Origin of the sequence: Phyllobacterium sp. A18/5-2, assembly GCF_025452215.1 — a bacterium.
In the GTDB taxonomy this organism is placed as follows: domain Bacteria; phylum Pseudomonadota; class Alphaproteobacteria; order Rhizobiales; family Rhizobiaceae; genus Phyllobacterium; species Phyllobacterium sophorae.
Window position 1 is genome coordinate 2,718,937 of record NZ_CP104966.1, and the last position, 15,064, is coordinate 2,734,000.

General features: G+C 56.5%; 16 protein-coding genes and 4 pseudogenes. 9 read left to right on the forward strand and 11 right to left on the reverse strand.

What is annotated here, in order from left to right; genetic code table 11:
• From N8E89_RS13515 to N8E89_RS13525, 3 genes and pseudogenes are all read right to left on the reverse strand, one after another.
• Nucleotides 1–516 carry a tyrosine phosphatase family protein gene (locus N8E89_RS13515; RefSeq protein WP_106664694.1) on the reverse strand — a complete coding sequence of 172 codons (516 nt, stop codon included), beginning with the start codon at nucleotides 514–516 and terminating at the stop codon, nucleotides 1–3.
• 4 nt (nucleotides 517–520) lie between these two features.
• Nucleotides 521–1,158, reverse strand: a pseudogene (locus N8E89_RS13520) (YfbR-like 5'-deoxynucleotidase).
• Nucleotides 1,159–1,171: 13 nt separating this feature from the next.
• Entirely contained in the window at nucleotides 1,172–2,023 is an 852-nt protein-coding gene (locus N8E89_RS13525; RefSeq protein WP_106664698.1) for a CAF17-like 4Fe-4S cluster assembly/insertion protein YgfZ, read from the reverse strand.
• Between the two features lie 76 nt (nucleotides 2,024–2,099).
• Between N8E89_RS13525 and N8E89_RS13530 the strand changes: the two genes are divergently transcribed.
• The 3 genes from N8E89_RS13530 to N8E89_RS13540 all read left to right on the forward strand — a co-directional run bounded on the left by N8E89_RS13530 (nucleotide 2,100) and on the right by N8E89_RS13540 (nucleotide 4,039).
• A complete protein-coding gene (locus N8E89_RS13530; protein ID WP_262260203.1) occupies nucleotides 2,100–3,434 on the forward strand; it encodes a dihydroorotase in 1,335 nt (444 codons plus the stop codon).
• A gap of 67 nt (nucleotides 3,435–3,501) precedes the next feature.
• Nucleotides 3,502–3,795 (forward strand): BrnT family toxin, encoded by a 294-nt coding sequence (locus N8E89_RS13535; RefSeq protein WP_106664701.1) that lies wholly within the window; start codon nucleotides 3,502–3,504, stop codon nucleotides 3,793–3,795.
• Nucleotides 3,758–4,039, forward strand: a complete 282-nt coding sequence (locus N8E89_RS13540; RefSeq protein WP_106664702.1) for a BrnA antitoxin family protein — start codon at nucleotides 3,758–3,760, stop codon at nucleotides 4,037–4,039. Before N8E89_RS13535 ends, N8E89_RS13540 begins: the two co-directional genes overlap by 38 nt.
• 9 nt (nucleotides 4,040–4,048) lie before the next feature.
• Here the strand turns inward: N8E89_RS13540 and N8E89_RS13545 are convergent, their stop codons facing one another.
• The 7 genes from N8E89_RS13545 to N8E89_RS13575 form a co-directional block, all read right to left on the reverse strand.
• Nucleotides 4,049–4,834 carry a PhzF family protein gene (locus tag N8E89_RS13545; RefSeq protein ID WP_245448801.1) on the reverse strand — a complete coding sequence of 262 codons (786 nt, stop codon included), beginning with the start codon at nucleotides 4,832–4,834 and terminating at the stop codon, nucleotides 4,049–4,051.
• Nucleotides 4,835–4,863: 29 nt separating this feature from the next.
• On the reverse strand, nucleotides 4,864–5,754 hold the full coding sequence (locus N8E89_RS13550) for a sigma-70 family RNA polymerase sigma factor (protein ID WP_410010310.1): 891 nt from the start codon (nucleotides 5,752–5,754) through the stop codon (nucleotides 4,864–4,866).
• Nucleotides 5,741–6,199 carry a carboxymuconolactone decarboxylase family protein gene (locus N8E89_RS13555; RefSeq protein WP_112760866.1) on the reverse strand — a complete coding sequence of 153 codons (459 nt, stop codon included), beginning with the start codon at nucleotides 6,197–6,199 and terminating at the stop codon, nucleotides 5,741–5,743. Before N8E89_RS13555 ends, N8E89_RS13550 begins: the two co-directional genes overlap by 14 nt.
• 102 nt (nucleotides 6,200–6,301) lie before the next feature.
• A complete protein-coding gene (locus N8E89_RS13560) occupies nucleotides 6,302–7,096 on the reverse strand; it encodes a hypothetical protein (protein WP_262260206.1) in 795 nt (264 codons plus the stop codon).
• Nucleotides 7,097–7,118: 22 nt separating this feature from the next.
• Nucleotides 7,119–7,376: a hypothetical protein gene (locus tag N8E89_RS13565; RefSeq protein WP_099999510.1), complete on the reverse strand. Its 258-nt coding sequence runs from the start codon at nucleotides 7,374–7,376 to the stop codon at nucleotides 7,119–7,121.
• A gap of 102 nt (nucleotides 7,377–7,478) precedes the next feature.
• Nucleotides 7,479–7,883 (reverse strand): TIGR02301 family protein, encoded by a 405-nt coding sequence (locus N8E89_RS13570; protein WP_106664987.1) that lies wholly within the window; start codon nucleotides 7,881–7,883, stop codon nucleotides 7,479–7,481.
• Between the two features lie 46 nt (nucleotides 7,884–7,929).
• The gene (locus N8E89_RS13575) at nucleotides 7,930–8,361 is read right to left on the reverse strand and encodes an NUDIX hydrolase (RefSeq protein WP_106664708.1); all 432 of its coding nucleotides are present in this window, start codon (nucleotides 8,359–8,361) and stop codon (nucleotides 7,930–7,932) included.
• A gap of 109 nt (nucleotides 8,362–8,470) precedes the next feature.
• On the opposite strand from N8E89_RS13575, the pseudogene N8E89_RS13580 reads away from it, so the two are divergent.
• Together N8E89_RS13580 and N8E89_RS13585 are read left to right on the forward strand one after the other, a co-directional pair.
• Nucleotides 8,471–9,236: pseudogene (locus tag N8E89_RS13580) on the forward strand (SOS response-associated peptidase).
• A gap of 37 nt (nucleotides 9,237–9,273) precedes the next feature.
• Entirely contained in the window at nucleotides 9,274–9,888 is a 615-nt protein-coding gene (locus N8E89_RS13585) for a LysE/ArgO family amino acid transporter (protein ID WP_106664711.1), read from the forward strand.
• Here N8E89_RS13585 and N8E89_RS13590 read toward each other — a convergent pair.
• Nucleotides 9,865–10,032, reverse strand: coding sequence for a hypothetical protein (locus N8E89_RS13590; protein ID WP_162707276.1), 168 nt, complete (start codon nucleotides 10,030–10,032; stop codon nucleotides 9,865–9,867). The genes N8E89_RS13585 and N8E89_RS13590 overlap by 24 nt on opposite strands.
• 388 nt (nucleotides 10,033–10,420) lie before the next feature.
• Between N8E89_RS13590 and cysS the strand changes: the two genes are divergently transcribed.
• The 4 genes and pseudogenes from cysS to rarD all read left to right on the forward strand — a co-directional run.
• On the forward strand, nucleotides 10,421–11,869 hold the full coding sequence (gene cysS, locus N8E89_RS13595; protein WP_112760863.1) for a cysteine--tRNA ligase: 1,449 nt from the start codon (nucleotides 10,421–10,423) through the stop codon (nucleotides 11,867–11,869).
• Nucleotides 11,866–12,372, forward strand: coding sequence for a GFA family protein (locus N8E89_RS13600; RefSeq protein WP_112760862.1), 507 nt, complete (start codon nucleotides 11,866–11,868; stop codon nucleotides 12,370–12,372). The genes cysS and N8E89_RS13600 overlap by 4 nt, the downstream gene beginning before the upstream one ends.
• A pseudogene (cimA, locus tag N8E89_RS13605) lies at nucleotides 12,369–13,984 on the forward strand (citramalate synthase). The gene N8E89_RS13600 and the pseudogene cimA overlap by 4 nt, the downstream one beginning before the upstream one ends.
• A gap of 192 nt (nucleotides 13,985–14,176) precedes the next feature.
• Nucleotides 14,177–15,043, forward strand: a pseudogene (rarD, locus tag N8E89_RS13610) (EamA family transporter RarD); the annotation flags it as partial.
• Between the last annotated feature and the right edge of the window lie 21 nt (nucleotides 15,044–15,064).

A 15,064-nucleotide genomic window follows, 5' to 3' on the forward strand; every position in this document is an offset into this window, starting at 1 on the left:
TCACACCACGAGCGGAAGAATGAAGGGCGTACCTTCAAAAGCCTCTTCGCCACGTCCGATTGCCTTGATCGCATCGACCATCCGGCCCTGACGCCCAAGCATATCGTCGGCCAGTGCCACGAGCCGGCTGTTGGGCGTAGCAGAAGGCGCGTTGCGACGCAGAACCTGAGCCAGATGCACTTCGTCAAGCTCCGGGTTGAGCGCCAATGCGGTAATGTAGGCACCCGCGGTCGAGCGCGAGATGCCGGCATAGCAGTGAATGAGGAGAGGTGCCTCGCGATCCCAGCGCCGGCCGAATGCAATCAAGTCGCTGACATGGTCGGCGATTGGATGCGTCATGCCTTCCGTAGGCTCGACAATATCGTTGAAACCGAGAAATAAATGCCGCTCCTCGACTATTTCCACAGGTCGCGGGACGGGCGTACCGATGTTGATCAGCGTGATCATGTCGCGTGCGCCAAAGCGGGTCGCCGACTCGGCAAGGCGGGAAAGGGGTGAAACGACGATATGCGGCATGATGTTATCCTTGGCTCTGCGCACGTTGCTTGTCGAGAGACGCAAACCGCTGCAGAAAAGCGTTTTGTACATTCTGGGTCGCCAAGGGAATCAAGTCGAGACCTTGCGGGTCAATTCCGCGCGGCCGACCAAAAAACTGTACGGCTTCCTTCTCGGCAAAGCCAGCAAGGCGCGTGGCTTCGTAATAAGCCGCAATCGCATCTGCACGTTTGATCAAAGCGCGAAGGTCCTGTTTGACAACCGGTTTCAGTGAGAACCGCAGATGAATGGCATGCTGCAATCGCAATTCAACGCTTTTGTAATCTCCCCCACGACGGCTTTGAACGGTGAGATCATGTCGCCGATCACATATTCCGGCGCATCGTGCAGCAGGGCGATCAAACGCTGTTCGGTGGTCGCGTCCGGAACGATCGTGCCGAAGATTTCTTCAACCAGCAGCGAATGCTGCGCCACTGAAAAAGCATGATCACCGATGGTCTGGCCATTCCATCGCGCGACGCGTGCGAGGCCTTGGGCGATGTCTTCGATTTCAATGTCCAGCGGAGAGGGGTCAAGCAAATCCAACCGGCGGCCGGAAAGCATACGCTGCCAGGCTCTCAACTCGGTTTTCTTCAGTACAATGGTGAGCGGCTTTGCTGGCATTGACAATCCCCGATCAGGCCTCTTGCGTTGCCTCGGGGAATGTAAACCGGTGTTCTGCGGGAATGGCAAGGTGGATGGCAGTTTCTCCTGCCATAATGGGCATGCCGTTGTCCGTCGCATCTTTCACGCGGTCGATACGGACAAGCGCCAGTCCGGTTTTTCCAGCGACACTGCCAAGCGTGCCGATCTCACGGTTATTGGCGGTAATTGGCGTGCCGGTTTCCGGCAAATCCGACGGGCCGCTAGCAATAAGGATGCGCCGCCTTGCCGTACCCCGATGCTGCATGCGGGAGACCACTTCCTGGCCAACAAAGCAGCCCTTCCTGAATGAAACACCACCTGTCTGATCCAGATTGATGTCATGTGGGAAAGCATCGCCAAGTCCATAGTCGTTCGGGGCTTCTGCAACACCATGGGCGATACGAAGAGCGGTCCAGGCCATCCCGTTTCCCCCAGGCCCTTGCGCCCCGCCGTAGTGACGTCTGACATTCAAAGCATCAGGAAACCGCCGGTCATGCACAATTGATTCAGTTTCCGAAGGCTTTGAATCCTCTTCCCAGGAAACATGGACAAGCATTTCTGAATCAACGACAATTTGTACCTTGGCGCGCAATTTGTAGAGTGTGAGCCGCTTCAAAAAGTCGCCGGTGGAAGTCCGCAGCGCATCGAGGCGCAAACCATCGCCATTGCGTGAAACGAGGAATTCGAACAGGATCTTGCCTTGCGGATTGAGGAGAGCGCCGGGTTTCAGATCCCCGCGTTCAAGCGTGTCGAGGTCGGTGGTTATCAGGTTCTGGAGGAAATCTTCAGCATCCTCGCCGGTCACGTTGAGGACGGCTCTTTCGTTTAAACTTGCCGATGGCATCGCATCACCCTTGCCTTTCGCGTCCCTGTTACGTAATCCGCAAGGACGAGGTGTGCAAGACGGGAACGGAAAGCAAATGGCTCAAGGTTTCGACACGATTTATCGAAGCGGTATTGTCGTCAACCAGGATGGGGTCGGGTTGCGCGATATCGGTATCAGCAATGGCAGCATTGCCGCTATCGGCAATCTTGGCAATGCCTCCGCGGGCGAGATCATCGATGCCACCGGACTGCATATCCTGCCCGGTGTCGTCGACAGCCAGGTGCATTTTCGCGAGCCGGGTCTTGAGCATAAGGAAGATCTGGAAAGTGGCTCGCGCTCCGCTGTTCTCGGTGGTGTTACCGCCGTCTTTGAAATGCCGAACACCAAGCCGCTGACCACTTCTGCCGAAACGCTCGGAGACAAGGTGCGGCGCGGCCAACACCGCATGCATTGCGACTTTGCCTTCTGGGTCGGCGGCACGCGCGACAATGCCAATGATGTTGCCGAGCTCGAGCGATTGCCCGGCGCCGCCGGCATCAAGGTGTTCATGGGTTCCTCCACCGGCGACCTTCTCGTCGAGGACGATGAGGGCGTGCGTTCGATCCTCAAGAATACGCGCCGTCGTGCCGCCTTCCATTCGGAAGACGAATTCCGCCTGCGCGAGCGCGAGAGTTTCCGCATACCGGGTGATCCCTCGTCTCATCCGGTATGGCGAGACGAAATCGCGGCGCTCAAATGCACCCAACGGCTGGTGCGGATCGCGCGCGAAACTCGCGCGCGCATACACGTCCTGCATATCTCGACGGCCGAAGAGATCGATTTCCTGAAAGATCACAAGGATGTTGCAAGCTGCGAGGCGACGCCGCATCACCTGACGCTCGACGCCAGTCAGTATGCGACGCTCGGAACGCTGCTGCAGATGAACCCGCCAGTGCGTGACGCGCGTCATCGCGATGGCGTCTGGAAGGGTATCGGGCAGGGGATTGTCGATGTGCTTGGTTCCGACCACGCACCGCATACGCTTGAAGAAAAATCAAAACCGTATCCAGCGTCCCCCTCGGGGATGACCGGCGTACAGACGCTGGTGCCGATCATGCTCGATCATGTAAATGCTGGCCGCATGTCCATCGAGCGCTTTGTCGACCTGAGCTCGCATGGCCCGAACCGCCTGTTCGGCATGGCCCGCAAGGGCCGCATCGCAGTCGGCTATGACGCCGATTTGACGATCGTCGATATGAAGCGGCGCGAAACCATTACCAATGCGCAGGTTGGCTCGAAGGCGGGCTGGACGCCCTATGACGGCAAGACCGTCACTGGCTGGCCGGTCGGCACCATCATTCGCGGTCAAAAGGTCATGTGGGAAGGTGAGATCGTCACGCCTTCGCGGGGTGAACCGGTGCTGTTTGGCGAAGCGCTGCCTCAAAATTGAATGCACGAAGAATATTACGAGTAAGTTGATATTGTGTACACATTTATGTATATAAGGGAAGGCTATCTTGAAGGATGTCGAGCTCCAATTTGAATGGGATGTAGAAAAAGCCAAAAGCAATATAGTCAAACATGGAATCTCGTTTCCAAACGCCGCAAAGATTTTCGCAAATGAGATTCTTGAATATGTTGACGTGCGTGAGGACTACGGCGAACTGCGGTTTATAGCGCTCGGTCGAGTGGATTTTAAGATCTATCGCGTTGTGTATACGCGCCGTGCTGACAAGGTCATACGCATTATCAGCGCGCAGAAAGCGGGAAAATATGAACAAGAAATCTACTACCGCAAAACACTCGCTTAGCGAGATTGTAAGTATGCGTGATCCCCAAGAAGATCAGGCATATCTCGATGCGCCTGAAGCGGAATCCTTAGGCGAAAGTTTTTGGAACAACGCTCGCGTCGTCATGCCTGGCGGCAAGACATCTGTTCATTTGCGTCTGGACACGGATGTCGTCGAATGGTTCAAGGCGCACGGCAAAGGGCACCTCACGCGCATGAACGCGGTGTTGCGGGCGTATGTGGAAGCTCATAAACACAACCGGTGATGTTGTAGTTTAGACCAGGTAAATCTCAGCCTTCATGAAAGTGACTGCCGATCCGGTCACAAGCACGCGGTCACCGGCGAGCTCGCAGAGGAGATGCCCGCCGCGCTTTGAGCGCTGAAAGGCCGACAGCCTGGCCTTTCCAAGCTTTTCCGCCCAGTACGGTACCAGCGTCGCATGGGTCGAACCGGTCACGGGATCTTCCGGAATACCCGCGTAGGGCGCGAAATAGCGGGAGACGAAATCATGTTCGTTTCCTTCCGCCGTAACGACGAGCCCAAGGGGACCAAGGTCCGTGATCTTCGGCAGGTCTGGAACGAAATCGCGCACAGCCTGCTCGTCCTCCAATTCGACGAACAGGTTTTCGAAGTTCTTGAACGCCGGTACGTTTTTGCCAACGATTTCTTTCAGCAGTGGTGGCATCTCTTTGATGGGCTCTGGAGGAAAGCTCGGAAAATCAAGCTGATAGCCTGAGTTGCTACGACTGACGCGCAATGTCCCAACGCGCGTTTCAAAAACCAGTTCACCTTCGACCCCAAGCTCGTTGGCGAGTACATGAGATGTAGCTAGTGTGGCATGACCGCAGAAATCGACCTCATGGACTGGCGTGAACCAGCGCAGATCCCAGCCACTGGCGGTGCGCTTTGCAAAGGCCGTCTCGGCCAAATTGTTCTCCGCCGCAATCGCCTGCATCGTCACGTCGGATAGCCAGTCATCCAGAACGAGTACAGCGGCGGGATTGCCGCTGAAGAGTTCAGTTGCGAAGGCATCGACCTGATACATCGTCAGCTTGGTCATGGGCACCGTCCATTGCGTGGAAAATTGCGTCAAGCTGTACCCTGCGACGACGATTTCGCAAATGCCAGATGGCCGAGTTTTTCCGGGTTGCGCACGATATATATCGTCTTGATCTTGCCGTTCTCGATCTCGAGAGCCGTTGTCTGCGGAATGCCATCAAACTCTGTTGTCACGAAACCCGGCAACCCATCGATCAATCCCTCGTGCAAGATCGGCGGGAACTGGTACTCCATCCGGCGGGCAATGCCATCGAAGAAGCGCGAAACCCTGTCCATCGTATAGATGGGGTTGATCGTGGAAGGGCGAATTCCGCCGCCGTCAGCATACATGACGACGTCCTCGGCCAGGAGCGATTGCAGCGCTTGCATATCGCCGCTGCGCGACGCTGTGAAGAATGCCTTTGCGATATTCCGCCCCTGTTCGTCCGACACCGGGAAACGTGGCTTGGCCTGCTGGACATGGTTTCGTGCCCGGCTCGCAAGCTGGCGGCACGTCGCCGGATCGCGGCCAATCGCTTCGGAGATCTGGTTGAACTCCTGCCCGAACACGTCGTGCAGCAGGAACGCGGCGCGCTCGAGTGGCGAAAGCCGCTCGAGAGCCACCATTAACGTCAGAGTGATGTCGCTGTCCGACTCCTCTTCGCTCGGGTCGAATATCGGCTCAGGCAGCCAGTTTCCCACATAGGTTTCCCTTCGAACGCGGGCAGATTTCAAATGGTCAAGGCAAAGCCGCGTGACGGTACGCACCAGAAAGGCTTCTGCGCTGCGCACCTCGGACCGGTCGGCCTGATGCCAGCGAATGAAGCCTTCCTGAACAATATCTTCCGCCTCCGCGACCGATCCGAGCATGCGATAGGCAATGCGGGTCAATCGCGGTCTGAGGCGGTTGAACGTTTCAGCCGGATTTTCAGGCTGCGGCACGATCTTTTTCTACCGGATGAATCGAGCGGAAACCGATAGCCAGACGGTTCCATCCATTAATGGTGACGATCAGCATGGACAGTTTGACGATCTCCTCTTCGGTGAAATGTTCCTTCAACGTCTCGTAGTCGCTATCCGGCGCATGGGTCTTGGCAACGAGCGTCAAGGCCTCCGTCCAGGCAAGGGCAGCCCGTTCACGTTCGCTGTAGAGCGGCGATTCCCGCCAGGCGTTGAGGAGATAGAGGCGCTGTTCAGTCTCGCCCTTGCTGCGTGCATCTTTCGAATGCATGTCGAGGCAGAAGGCGCAGCCATTGATCTGCGAAGCCCGCATCTTGACGAGTTCGATCAGGCTGATTTCCAGTCCGCTACTGACCACACTCTCCTCCATCTTGAGCATCGGCTTGATGGTGGCTTCGTGGTTGAAGGGGTTCAGTCTCGCTTTCATGATATCTCTCCTTGTCGGGCATTCAGTTGCCTGAACACAAGACGAGACAGCGCAACCAAATGTGACATGCGCGCTAATTATTTTACGACGGTCCGGAAAAAGTTAGTCGCCAGTCACAAAAAACCGCCAGCGGCCCTTCGGAGTGATGCCGAGGCGATAGAACACGTATGTTCCGAACTGCTTCATCTCCTCATAGTCACCCGCAGTGACGATCTGGAAGAGCTCAACCTTCTGCTTCGGCTCGAGTTTGTCGAGTGGGTATGCAAAGAAGTACGGCCAGACATAGAGTTCGTCCGCTGTGCCGGCATCCAGATGCACGTAGCCGGACTCCAGCACGTCGACGAGGATCGCCAGGATTTCCTGGCCGTCCGGGTCACCCGCCAAGGTTTTCAGATAGGCGAGAGGATCGCCCTCGATGTCGGCGAGCGAAAGCATGGTGACATCATCACCCGAACCGATCAGTGGGCGAAGCGCCTCGATCGACCCTGATTTTGCAGCCGTAAGGATCAGCTCACGCATTTTCTGTACGGGGAAGGGCAGCTTGGTGACGTCATACTCGACCTGTGGGACAGGGGCGCCTTCCTTGGCATTTGGCATTGCTGGATTGGTGGCCGGAGTATTGCCGCTCTCCGTTTCAGCAGGACTTTCCGGCGCTGCAGCAGGCTTACCGGAATCCGATGGGGTTTGCGCCTCGTCCTCAGGCTCCTGCTCGGCACCCGGTTTGGCCGGCGCTGGTTCGGCGGTTTTTGGAAGTTCTTCTTTCTTGATTTCGCTGAGGGCGAGTTGAACCGGCATATCACGACCAGCCGACAGAGCTGGAAAGCTGAAAGCACAGACAGCTGCCGCTAGAAAACTGGTTCTGACGATCGCGGAAGCGGAAAAGTGCTTTTCAAGCATGCAGGATCACCCGGGTGTTGAACTATTGCAGGACGCGATTCGATGAAAACTCGCCCGCAGAAATACGTTCACGCAGCACTTCAAGCAAGGCCAGCGCAGACACTTCGCCGTTATCGCGGATCAATTCGGTCAACGCGGTTGCGAAAGCGGCTTCGGCCATAATTTCGGGTTCGATACCTTCAAGCGTGCCATCAGCCCAGACTTCATTCTGATATTCGATCGCAACCAGCTTTTTTTCTTCTGCAACCAACCTATCAAGGTCCGTCGATGTCATGTTCATGATATACCATCCTTGGCCGGGGCCAATTCTTAAACTACCGCTAAACAATACCATACGTTTTGTCTAAAATGCGGTTCATTGGCTTCAACAGTTAAAGCCTGGTTAATTTCCATAGCCCGATACGATCTCAGAAGAAAGTCTCATTCCTTCGCTCTGGTAGCGGTCAATCGCCGCAATCGCCTGGCTTGTGCAGGTCGAATAAGTTTCGTTGAAAGTGCGGTATCCACGGTTGAAACTGGCGATCAGCCGAGCCTTGCGGGCAGGGTCTGGATTTTCGGCCAGAAGCAGTGAATCCATACGGTCGCGCCACTGGCTAGTCTTCTCGCCACAAAGGTTACGCAATGAATGGATCGAACCAAGCACCTCGGCGAGACGAAGAAGCTTCGCTTCATACAGAGGATCGACCGCATAGGCCGGTGCCGCTGCGATGATTGCCACCAAAACCGCTGTGATCAACGCTGCACGCCGCACGAAATAGCCTTGAGCCTCAATTCCCGAAGAAGCCATGTTGCCTGAAAGCAAGGCGCCTTCAAGGCGTTGATGGTTAATACCCTCAACTTTCGAAGGAGTGCGCCAGATAGTGTGCAACTTCCAGTACGCTCTCCGTTACGTCGAATGCCGTCATTTCTTCGACCCGCAACCAATGAACCGCCGCGGCATCGTCTGCGGCGACGGCCTCCCCCACCGGATCGCGAGCCAGGAAAACTGCGAGCCGGAACGGTTTGGGCGACGGGAACTCGGGAGTAGAGTAGTCAAATGTCACAGTGGTAAGGTACGAAACATCTGTCGCGACAATCCCGGTTTCCTCGTAAAGCTCGCGGATTGCCGCGTCGTGCGGCGCCTCGTCCTCCTCGCGCCGGCCACCCGGAAATGCCAGCCAGCCCTTCGACGGTTCACGCCCGCGTTCGACCAGCAGGAACGCCCGGTCACGAATACAGACGGCCGAAACACCATCGACAGTTGCAGAAAGGGGAATCTGGTCCATACCTCAGGGGTAAGTGGTGGCGGCGAGTTTGACAAGGGTAACGATTACTTGACCCGCCACCGCAAATGCGGATGATCGCGACTTCCAATTCAAATCAGGCTTGACTTGCATGTGCGGACGTTTTTCCCCTCCTCGGTACACCGGAAGAGATCGAAGCCTGGTTCGATCTGATGGAGCTGGAGGCCTTTCCGCCGCGCTTCAACATTGCACCAACCCAGCCGATCCTCATGGTCGTCAGCGGTGAAACACCGCCACCCGGCAGCAACCGATCCAACCGGAGGGCACTGCTGGTGCGCTGGGGCTTCATTCCCGGCTGGGTGAAGGACACGGCAAATTATCCGTTGATGATCAATGCCCGCTCGGAAACGGCAATCGAAAAGGCGTCATTCAAGACGGCGATGCGTCATCGCCGTGCTCTGGTCCCGGCATCGGGGTTTTACGAATGGCGTCGCACCGGGGGCAAGAAGGCCCAAGCCTTTTGGATCAGGCCGCGCAATGGCGGAATTGTCGCCTTTGCTGGCCTTTATGAACCCTGGGCCAATGCAGAGGGCTCGGAAATCGATACGGGCGCGATCCTCACGACCAGCGCCAATGAAAATCTGCGCTTTATCCATGACCGCATGCCTGTGGTGATTGAACAAAAGGATTTTGCCCGCTGGCTCGATTGCAAGACGCAGGAGCCTCGTCACGTCGCCGACCTCATGAAGCCGGCACAGGCGGATTTCTTCGAGGCCATCCCCGTCTCCGACAAGGTCAACAATTTTGCCAACACCGGACCGAAGATCCAGGAACGGGTTGCTGAAACCTTGGAAGAGCGCAAGAAACCGGCGCGTACCAAACCGCCGGAACCCGACGACCAGATGAAACTGTTCTAGGTCCCGAACCTCATTAATTCCGCAGGATATCCACCCGATGCTTTCAGCCGCCCTCTCCGGTTTTCTTCTTGGCGCGTCCCTCATTATCGCCATAGGCGCTCAAAACGCTTTCATATTGCGGCAGGGATTATTGCGCGAGCATGTCTTTGTCCTGAGCTTGATATGCGCGCTTTCGGACGCGCTGCTCATTGCCGCAGGCGTTGCCGGGCTGGGCACCCTGATCGCTCAATCGCCAAGGTTGATCTCCCTCGTGACGCTTGGCGGCGCGGCGTTCCTGTTCTGGTATGCATCTGTTGCGTTTCGCCGCGCGTTCCATCCGGAAGTCCTGCAGGCGGCCACTTCAGGCAATGGCAATTTGAAGGTGGCGATCGGCACCGTTCTGGCGTTGACCTTCCTCAATCCGCATGTCTATCTGGATACGGTTGTCTTGCTAGGGGGCTTATCGGCGCGCTTTGAAGGCGTCAACCGTGCGGCCTATGGCGCGGGCGCGGCCCTGGCGTCCTTCATCTGGTTCTTTGGCCTCGGCTATGGTGCAAGGCTGTTGCAGCCGGTATTTGCGCGGCCGGCTGCGTGGCGCGTACTTGACGTCCTCATCGGCCTCGTCATGGCCGGTATTGCCCTGAGCTTGTTAGTCCGTTTCCTGCACAGTTGACACGAGCTTCAGCTGTGGCCGCTTGCGTACGGTACTGAGAACGGCAGCCAGGATAGCGGCTGGGCCGATCGCCCTGTATTGTGAGGCAAGATTGTCCGCACGGTTGTTTTCGCGCGGCTTTGCCATTTGTTGCTTGTTGGTCATGGGTCTCTGGTCCTGTAAAGCGGGGCCTATTCCCCTTTGGTTCAAGTCACAGGATTCCCGGTCAAATTGGCCGGAAAAAAGGCACTTTCCGGGAGGATTTTAGGCTATTCGGTTAATTTGGATTAACCATGACGAAGGCGACAAAAATGCAACACTTAGCTTCTAAGCCATGAACGCTTGACGATTGGCCCGCTCTCGACCATAAATGCCGCATGAAAACGTTGCCCGTCACGATTATTATTACCTGTCGGATCATTATCAGCTAGCGCTCCGCTGGCCCGGCCGTTTTCGTCTCAAAATTCAGTCAGAAGATGCGAAACACTCCGGTCAGCAGACCAGCGCGTTGATATAAATCTGAGTACCTGAACCCGAGTTTGAGACAACCGACATGCCGCACCAACTCAGCCTCTACAACACGCTCACCCGCACGAAGGAAATCTTTGTGCCGATCGACCGGCAAAACGTGCGCATGTATGTCTGCGGCCCGACGGTCTATGATTACGCCCATATCGGCAATGCGCGGCCGGTAATCGTCTTCGACGTATTGTACCGGCTGTTGCGCCATATCTATGGCGAAAGCCACGTCACCTATGTGCGCAACATCACTGATGTTGACGACAAGATCAATGCGCGGGCTGCCCAGGATTTTCCGGATCTGCCGTTGAACGAAGCTATCCGGAAGGTAACGGAAACCACCAACAGGCAATTCCAGGCGGATGTGGCTGCACTCGGCAATTTGCAGCCGTCGGATCAACCGCGGGCGACCGAATACATCGACGAGATGGTGGCGATGATTGACCGCCTCGTGGAGCGTGAAATTGCCTATGTGGCCGATGGTCATGTGCTGTTTTCACCCTCGGCGATGAACGCCGCCAAGGGGCCGCGTTATGGAATGCTTGCCCGCCGCTCGGCTGACGACATGCTGGCCGGCGCACGCGTCGATGTTGCATCCTACAAGCGCGACGAGATGGATTTCGTGTTGTGGAAGCCGTCGAAAAAGGATGAGCCCGGCTGGCCCTCGCCAGCGGGCATTGAAGGGCTCGGCCGCCCCGGGTGGCATATTGAGTGCTCGGCCATGGCGATGGCCAAGCTGCTGGACCCGTTCGGCGGTGGCCTGCATTGCGATGATCCTGTCAAGAACATCTTCGACATTCATGCCGGCGGCATCGATCTCGTGTTTCCCCACCATGAGAATGAGATTGCGCAGTCCTGCTGCGCCCTTGGCACGGACCGCATGGCCAATGTCTGGATGCACAATGGCTTCCTGCAAGTCGAAGGTCAGAAAATGGCAAAGAGCGTCGGCAATTTCGTGACCATTCATGAATTGCTCGAGACGACGGTTTTTGGCGACCGGAAATGGCCGGGCGAGGTGCTGCGCCTTGCGATGTTGATGACCAGCTATCGCGAGCCGATCGACTTCAGTGTGCGGAAACTGGAAGAGGCGGAAAACATCCTCGTCAAGGCCCGCGAATATGCGGGCGATGCTGGCGCCGGTGTGATTCCGGATGAAGCGATTGATATCCTGTCAGACGATCTCGCGACACCGGGCCTGATCAACTGGCTGGCATCGATCAGGAAATCGCGCGTCCTCGATCCAGCGGATTATCGCGCAGTGTTCGGATTGCTCGGCATCGATCTGAGTGTGGAAGCAATTTCGATGGAACTTGAGAACGAGATCGAAGTCAAAATCCGCAATCGCCTTTCATTGCTTGCAGCCAAGAGCTTCATTGAGGCCGACTATATACGCGATGAATTGCTGGAGAAAGGTATTCAGCTGAAGGACGGCAAGGATCCGGCAACGGGCGAACGCATCACGACGTGGGAGGTGAGGCGATGAGTCTCGACAACAAGCCCATCTACACTGGCGGGTGTCAGTGCGGCGCGATCCGTTTTCGCGTCGAGGGCAAACTTGGTGACGCATCGATCTGTCATTGCCGGATGTGCCAGAAAGCATTCGGCAACTTCTTTGCGCCGCTGACGTCGGTTCGCGGGACGGATTTGCAATGGACCCGGGGTGAGCCCAAGCGGTTTCAATCCTCCAACCACGTGAAGCGCGGCTTTTGCGGTAACTGCGGAACCCCGCTGACCTATGAGGCACCGGACGGCATGGCGCTTGCGATCGCCGCCTTCGATCACCCGGAAGAACTCGCCCCGACCATCCAGTGGGGTCTCGAAGGCAAGTTGCCCTATATAGATGACCTGCGCAGTCTTCCTGGTTATACGTCAGAGGATGATCCGGAATCGGCGGAATTTATTAAGACAATGATATCCTATCAGCATCCTGACCATGAAACGGACCAGTGGCCGCCACTGGGGATGCAAGGGGAGGCGGACAAGTGACCAAGGAACGGATCTATCTCTTCGACACGACATTGCGTGATGGCCAGCAAACGCCGGGCATTGACTTTTCGGTCGAGGACAAGAAGGTCATTGCCGATATGCTGGACGAGTTCGGCTTCGATTATGTCGAGGGCGGCTACCCGGGCGCCAACCCGACAGACACCGCCTTTTTCAGCGAAAAACGCACGAAAAATGCGAAATTCGCAGCTTTCGGCATGACCAAGCGTGCTGGCGTGTCGGCCTCCAATGATCCTGGACTCGGTGCCCTCATTCGCTCCTCAGCCGATACGGTTTGTTTCGTCGGCAAGAGCTGGGACTACCATGTGCGCGTAGCGCTCGGCTGCACCAATGAGGAAAATCTCGAGTCTATCGACGCTTCCGTTAAAGCTGCCGTTGAGGCGGGCAAGGAAGCCATCGTCGATTGCGAGCATTTCTTCGATGGCTACAAAGCCAACGCTGAATATGCGCTTGCCTGTGCGAAAACTGCCTACGCAGCCGGCGCGCGCTGGGTGGTTCTTTGCGACACCAATGGCGGCACGCAGCCGGTGGAAGTGGCGGAAATTGTTCGTGCGGTGACGAAGCACATTCCCGGCGGCCATCTCGGCATTCATGCGCATAATGATACGGAACAGGCAGTTGCCAATTCACTTGCAGCTATCGATGCCGGCGTTCGCCATGTGCAGGGGACGCTGAACGGCATCGGCGAGCGCTGCGGCAACGCCAACCTGATTACGATTATCCCGACGCTGATGCTCAAGCCAGCCTGGGCGGATCGCTTCGAAACCGGCATCAGCCTGGAGAAATTGCAAGGGCTCACCCGCCTGTCGCGCGGCTTTGACGAATTGCTCAACCGGGCTCCCAATTCGCAAGGCGCGTTCGTCGGCGCCTCCGCCTTTGCCACCAAGGCCGGCATTCATGCCTCGGCTCTGGTCAAGGAACCGGCGACCTATGAACATGTGCCGCCGGAAACCGTCGGCAACCGCCGCAAGGTCATGGTCTCCGACCAGGGCGGCAAATCCAATTTCATCAATGAGCTGGAGCGCCGGGGCATACCTGTAGCCAAGTCGGATCCGCGTCTCGATACCTTGATTGCGCTGGTTAAAGAACACGAAGCAGAAGGTTATGCCTATGAGGGTGCCGATGCGAGTTTCGAGCTGCTGGCGCGGCGCACGCTTGGTACAGTTCCGGAATTCTTCAAGGTCGAGATCCTTCCGCTGCATGGTTGAGCGGCGCTTCGATGCCAATGGAAATATCAAGACCGTCTCGGAAGCGGTGGTACGGGTAGAAGTCGATGGTGAAACGCGCATGTCCGTCGCCGAAGGCCATGGTCCTGTCAATGCGCTCGACCTTGCACTGCGTAAGGATATGGGCCGCTACCAGCATGAGATCGACGATCTGGTGCTGGCGGATTTCAAGGTTCGCATCCTCAACGGCGGCACGGAAGCGATCACGCGCGTTCTCGTTGAGTCGACAGATTCCAGCAATGTGCGTTGGTGGACGGTCGGGGTTTCCGACAATATCATCGATGCGTCGTTCCAGGCGCTGATGGATCTCGATCGTCTATAAGTTGATGAAAAATCGCGATCTGGCGGGCAAAATTGCCGCGGAATGAATAGTTTCTCAGGCAACTGCATAAATAGTTCTCGAAATGGCGCAAAAAACATCAAACGTCTTGATGTATTGATCAGCCGAATTCAATAGACGGCAGGTGATGCGAAGACTAGGACTTCGCATCATGACCGAGCAAATCAATCATGGTCGAGCTGTGAGCGCGAGCCTTGTGACAACTGAAACCACCACCGGTATGTCGGATGGACAGAAGGGCTTCATCTTTGCGCTTTCAGCTTATTTGCTCTGGGGTGTTCTGCCGTTCTACTTGAAGACAGTCGCCCATATGCCGGCCCTGGAAGTGGTCGCCCACCGTATCATCTGGTCGATTCCCATCGCCGGCGCGCTGCTCTGGTGGCTTGGCCTGTTCGGCGACCTGAAAATCGCGCTGACCACCCGGCGCATGCTTGCTATGGCGACCCTGACTGCCTCGCTCATCACCCTTAATTGGGGAACCTATGTTTGGGCAATTGGTAGTGGCCACGCGATCGATACCGCGCTCGGCTATTATATCAACCCGCTGGTGAATGTCGTTCTTGGCGGCATTTTCCTGGGCGAACGCCTGTCGAAACCGCAAATGGTGGCAGTTGCTCTGGCATCCTGCGCTGTTGTCCTGCTGACGGTATATTCCGGAGGTCTGCCGTGGATTTCGCTCGTTCTCGCCTTCAGCTTCGGTTTTTACGGATTCTTCCGCAAAACGCTGCCGATTGGCCCGACACAAGGCTTCATGCTGGAGGTGCTGCTGCTCTCGATCCCTTCGCTGGCCTTCATATTCTGGACCGTATCGCAAGGCACAAGCCATTTCTTCAATGGAAATGCGCATGACATCGGTCTCCTGTTGTTCGCAGGACCGGCAACAGCCGTGCCGCTCATTCTCTATGCCTTTGGCGCAAAGCTCCTGCGCTACACGACAATCGGCTTGATGCAGTATATCGCGCCGACGATCGTCTTCCTGAGTGCTATTTTTGTTTTCGGCGAGCCGTTTTCGCATATCCAGTTCATTGCTTTCGCCCTGATCTGGTCGGCTCTTGCAATCTACACCTGGTCCATGCTGCACAGAATCACGCAAGACAAGGGCCACAGC

Bases quoted from the DNA above. Each gene is read 5' to 3' on its own strand.
- N8E89_RS13530 (WP_262260203.1), top strand. From the start codon at position 2,100: ATGGCTCAAGGTTTCGACACGATTTATCGAAGCGGTATTGTCGTCAAC.
- N8E89_RS13590 (WP_162707276.1), bottom strand. From the start codon at position 10,032: ATGACCAACAAGCAACAAATGGCAAAGCCGCGCGAAAACAACCGTGCG.
- N8E89_RS13575 (WP_106664708.1), bottom strand. From the start codon at position 8,361: ATGGACCAGATTCCCCTTTCTGCAACTGTCGATGGTGTTTCGGCCGTC.
- N8E89_RS13585 (WP_106664711.1), top strand. From the start codon at position 9,274: ATGCTTTCAGCCGCCCTCTCCGGTTTTCTTCTTGGCGCGTCCCTCATT.
- N8E89_RS13565 (WP_099999510.1), bottom strand. From the start codon at position 7,376: ATGAACATGACATCGACGGACCTTGATAGGTTGGTTGCAGAAGAAAAA.
- N8E89_RS13570 (WP_106664987.1), bottom strand. From the start codon at position 7,883: ATGGCTTCTTCGGGAATTGAGGCTCAAGGCTATTTCGTGCGGCGTGCA.
- N8E89_RS13545 (WP_245448801.1), bottom strand. From the start codon at position 4,834: ATGACCAAGCTGACGATGTATCAGGTCGATGCCTTCGCAACTGAACTC.
- N8E89_RS13555 (WP_112760866.1), bottom strand. From the start codon at position 6,199: ATGAAAGCGAGACTGAACCCCTTCAACCACGAAGCCACCATCAAGCCG.
- cysS (WP_112760863.1), top strand. From the start codon at position 10,421: ATGCCGCACCAACTCAGCCTCTACAACACGCTCACCCGCACGAAGGAA.
- N8E89_RS13600 (WP_112760862.1), top strand. From the start codon at position 11,866: ATGAGTCTCGACAACAAGCCCATCTACACTGGCGGGTGTCAGTGCGGC.
- N8E89_RS13540 (WP_106664702.1), top strand. From the start codon at position 3,758: ATGAACAAGAAATCTACTACCGCAAAACACTCGCTTAGCGAGATTGTA.
- N8E89_RS13525 (WP_106664698.1), bottom strand. From the start codon at position 2,023: ATGCCATCGGCAAGTTTAAACGAAAGAGCCGTCCTCAACGTGACCGGC.
- N8E89_RS13560 (WP_262260206.1), bottom strand. From the start codon at position 7,096: ATGCTTGAAAAGCACTTTTCCGCTTCCGCGATCGTCAGAACCAGTTTT.
- N8E89_RS13515 (WP_106664694.1), bottom strand. From the start codon at position 516: ATGCCGCATATCGTCGTTTCACCCCTTTCCCGCCTTGCCGAGTCGGCG.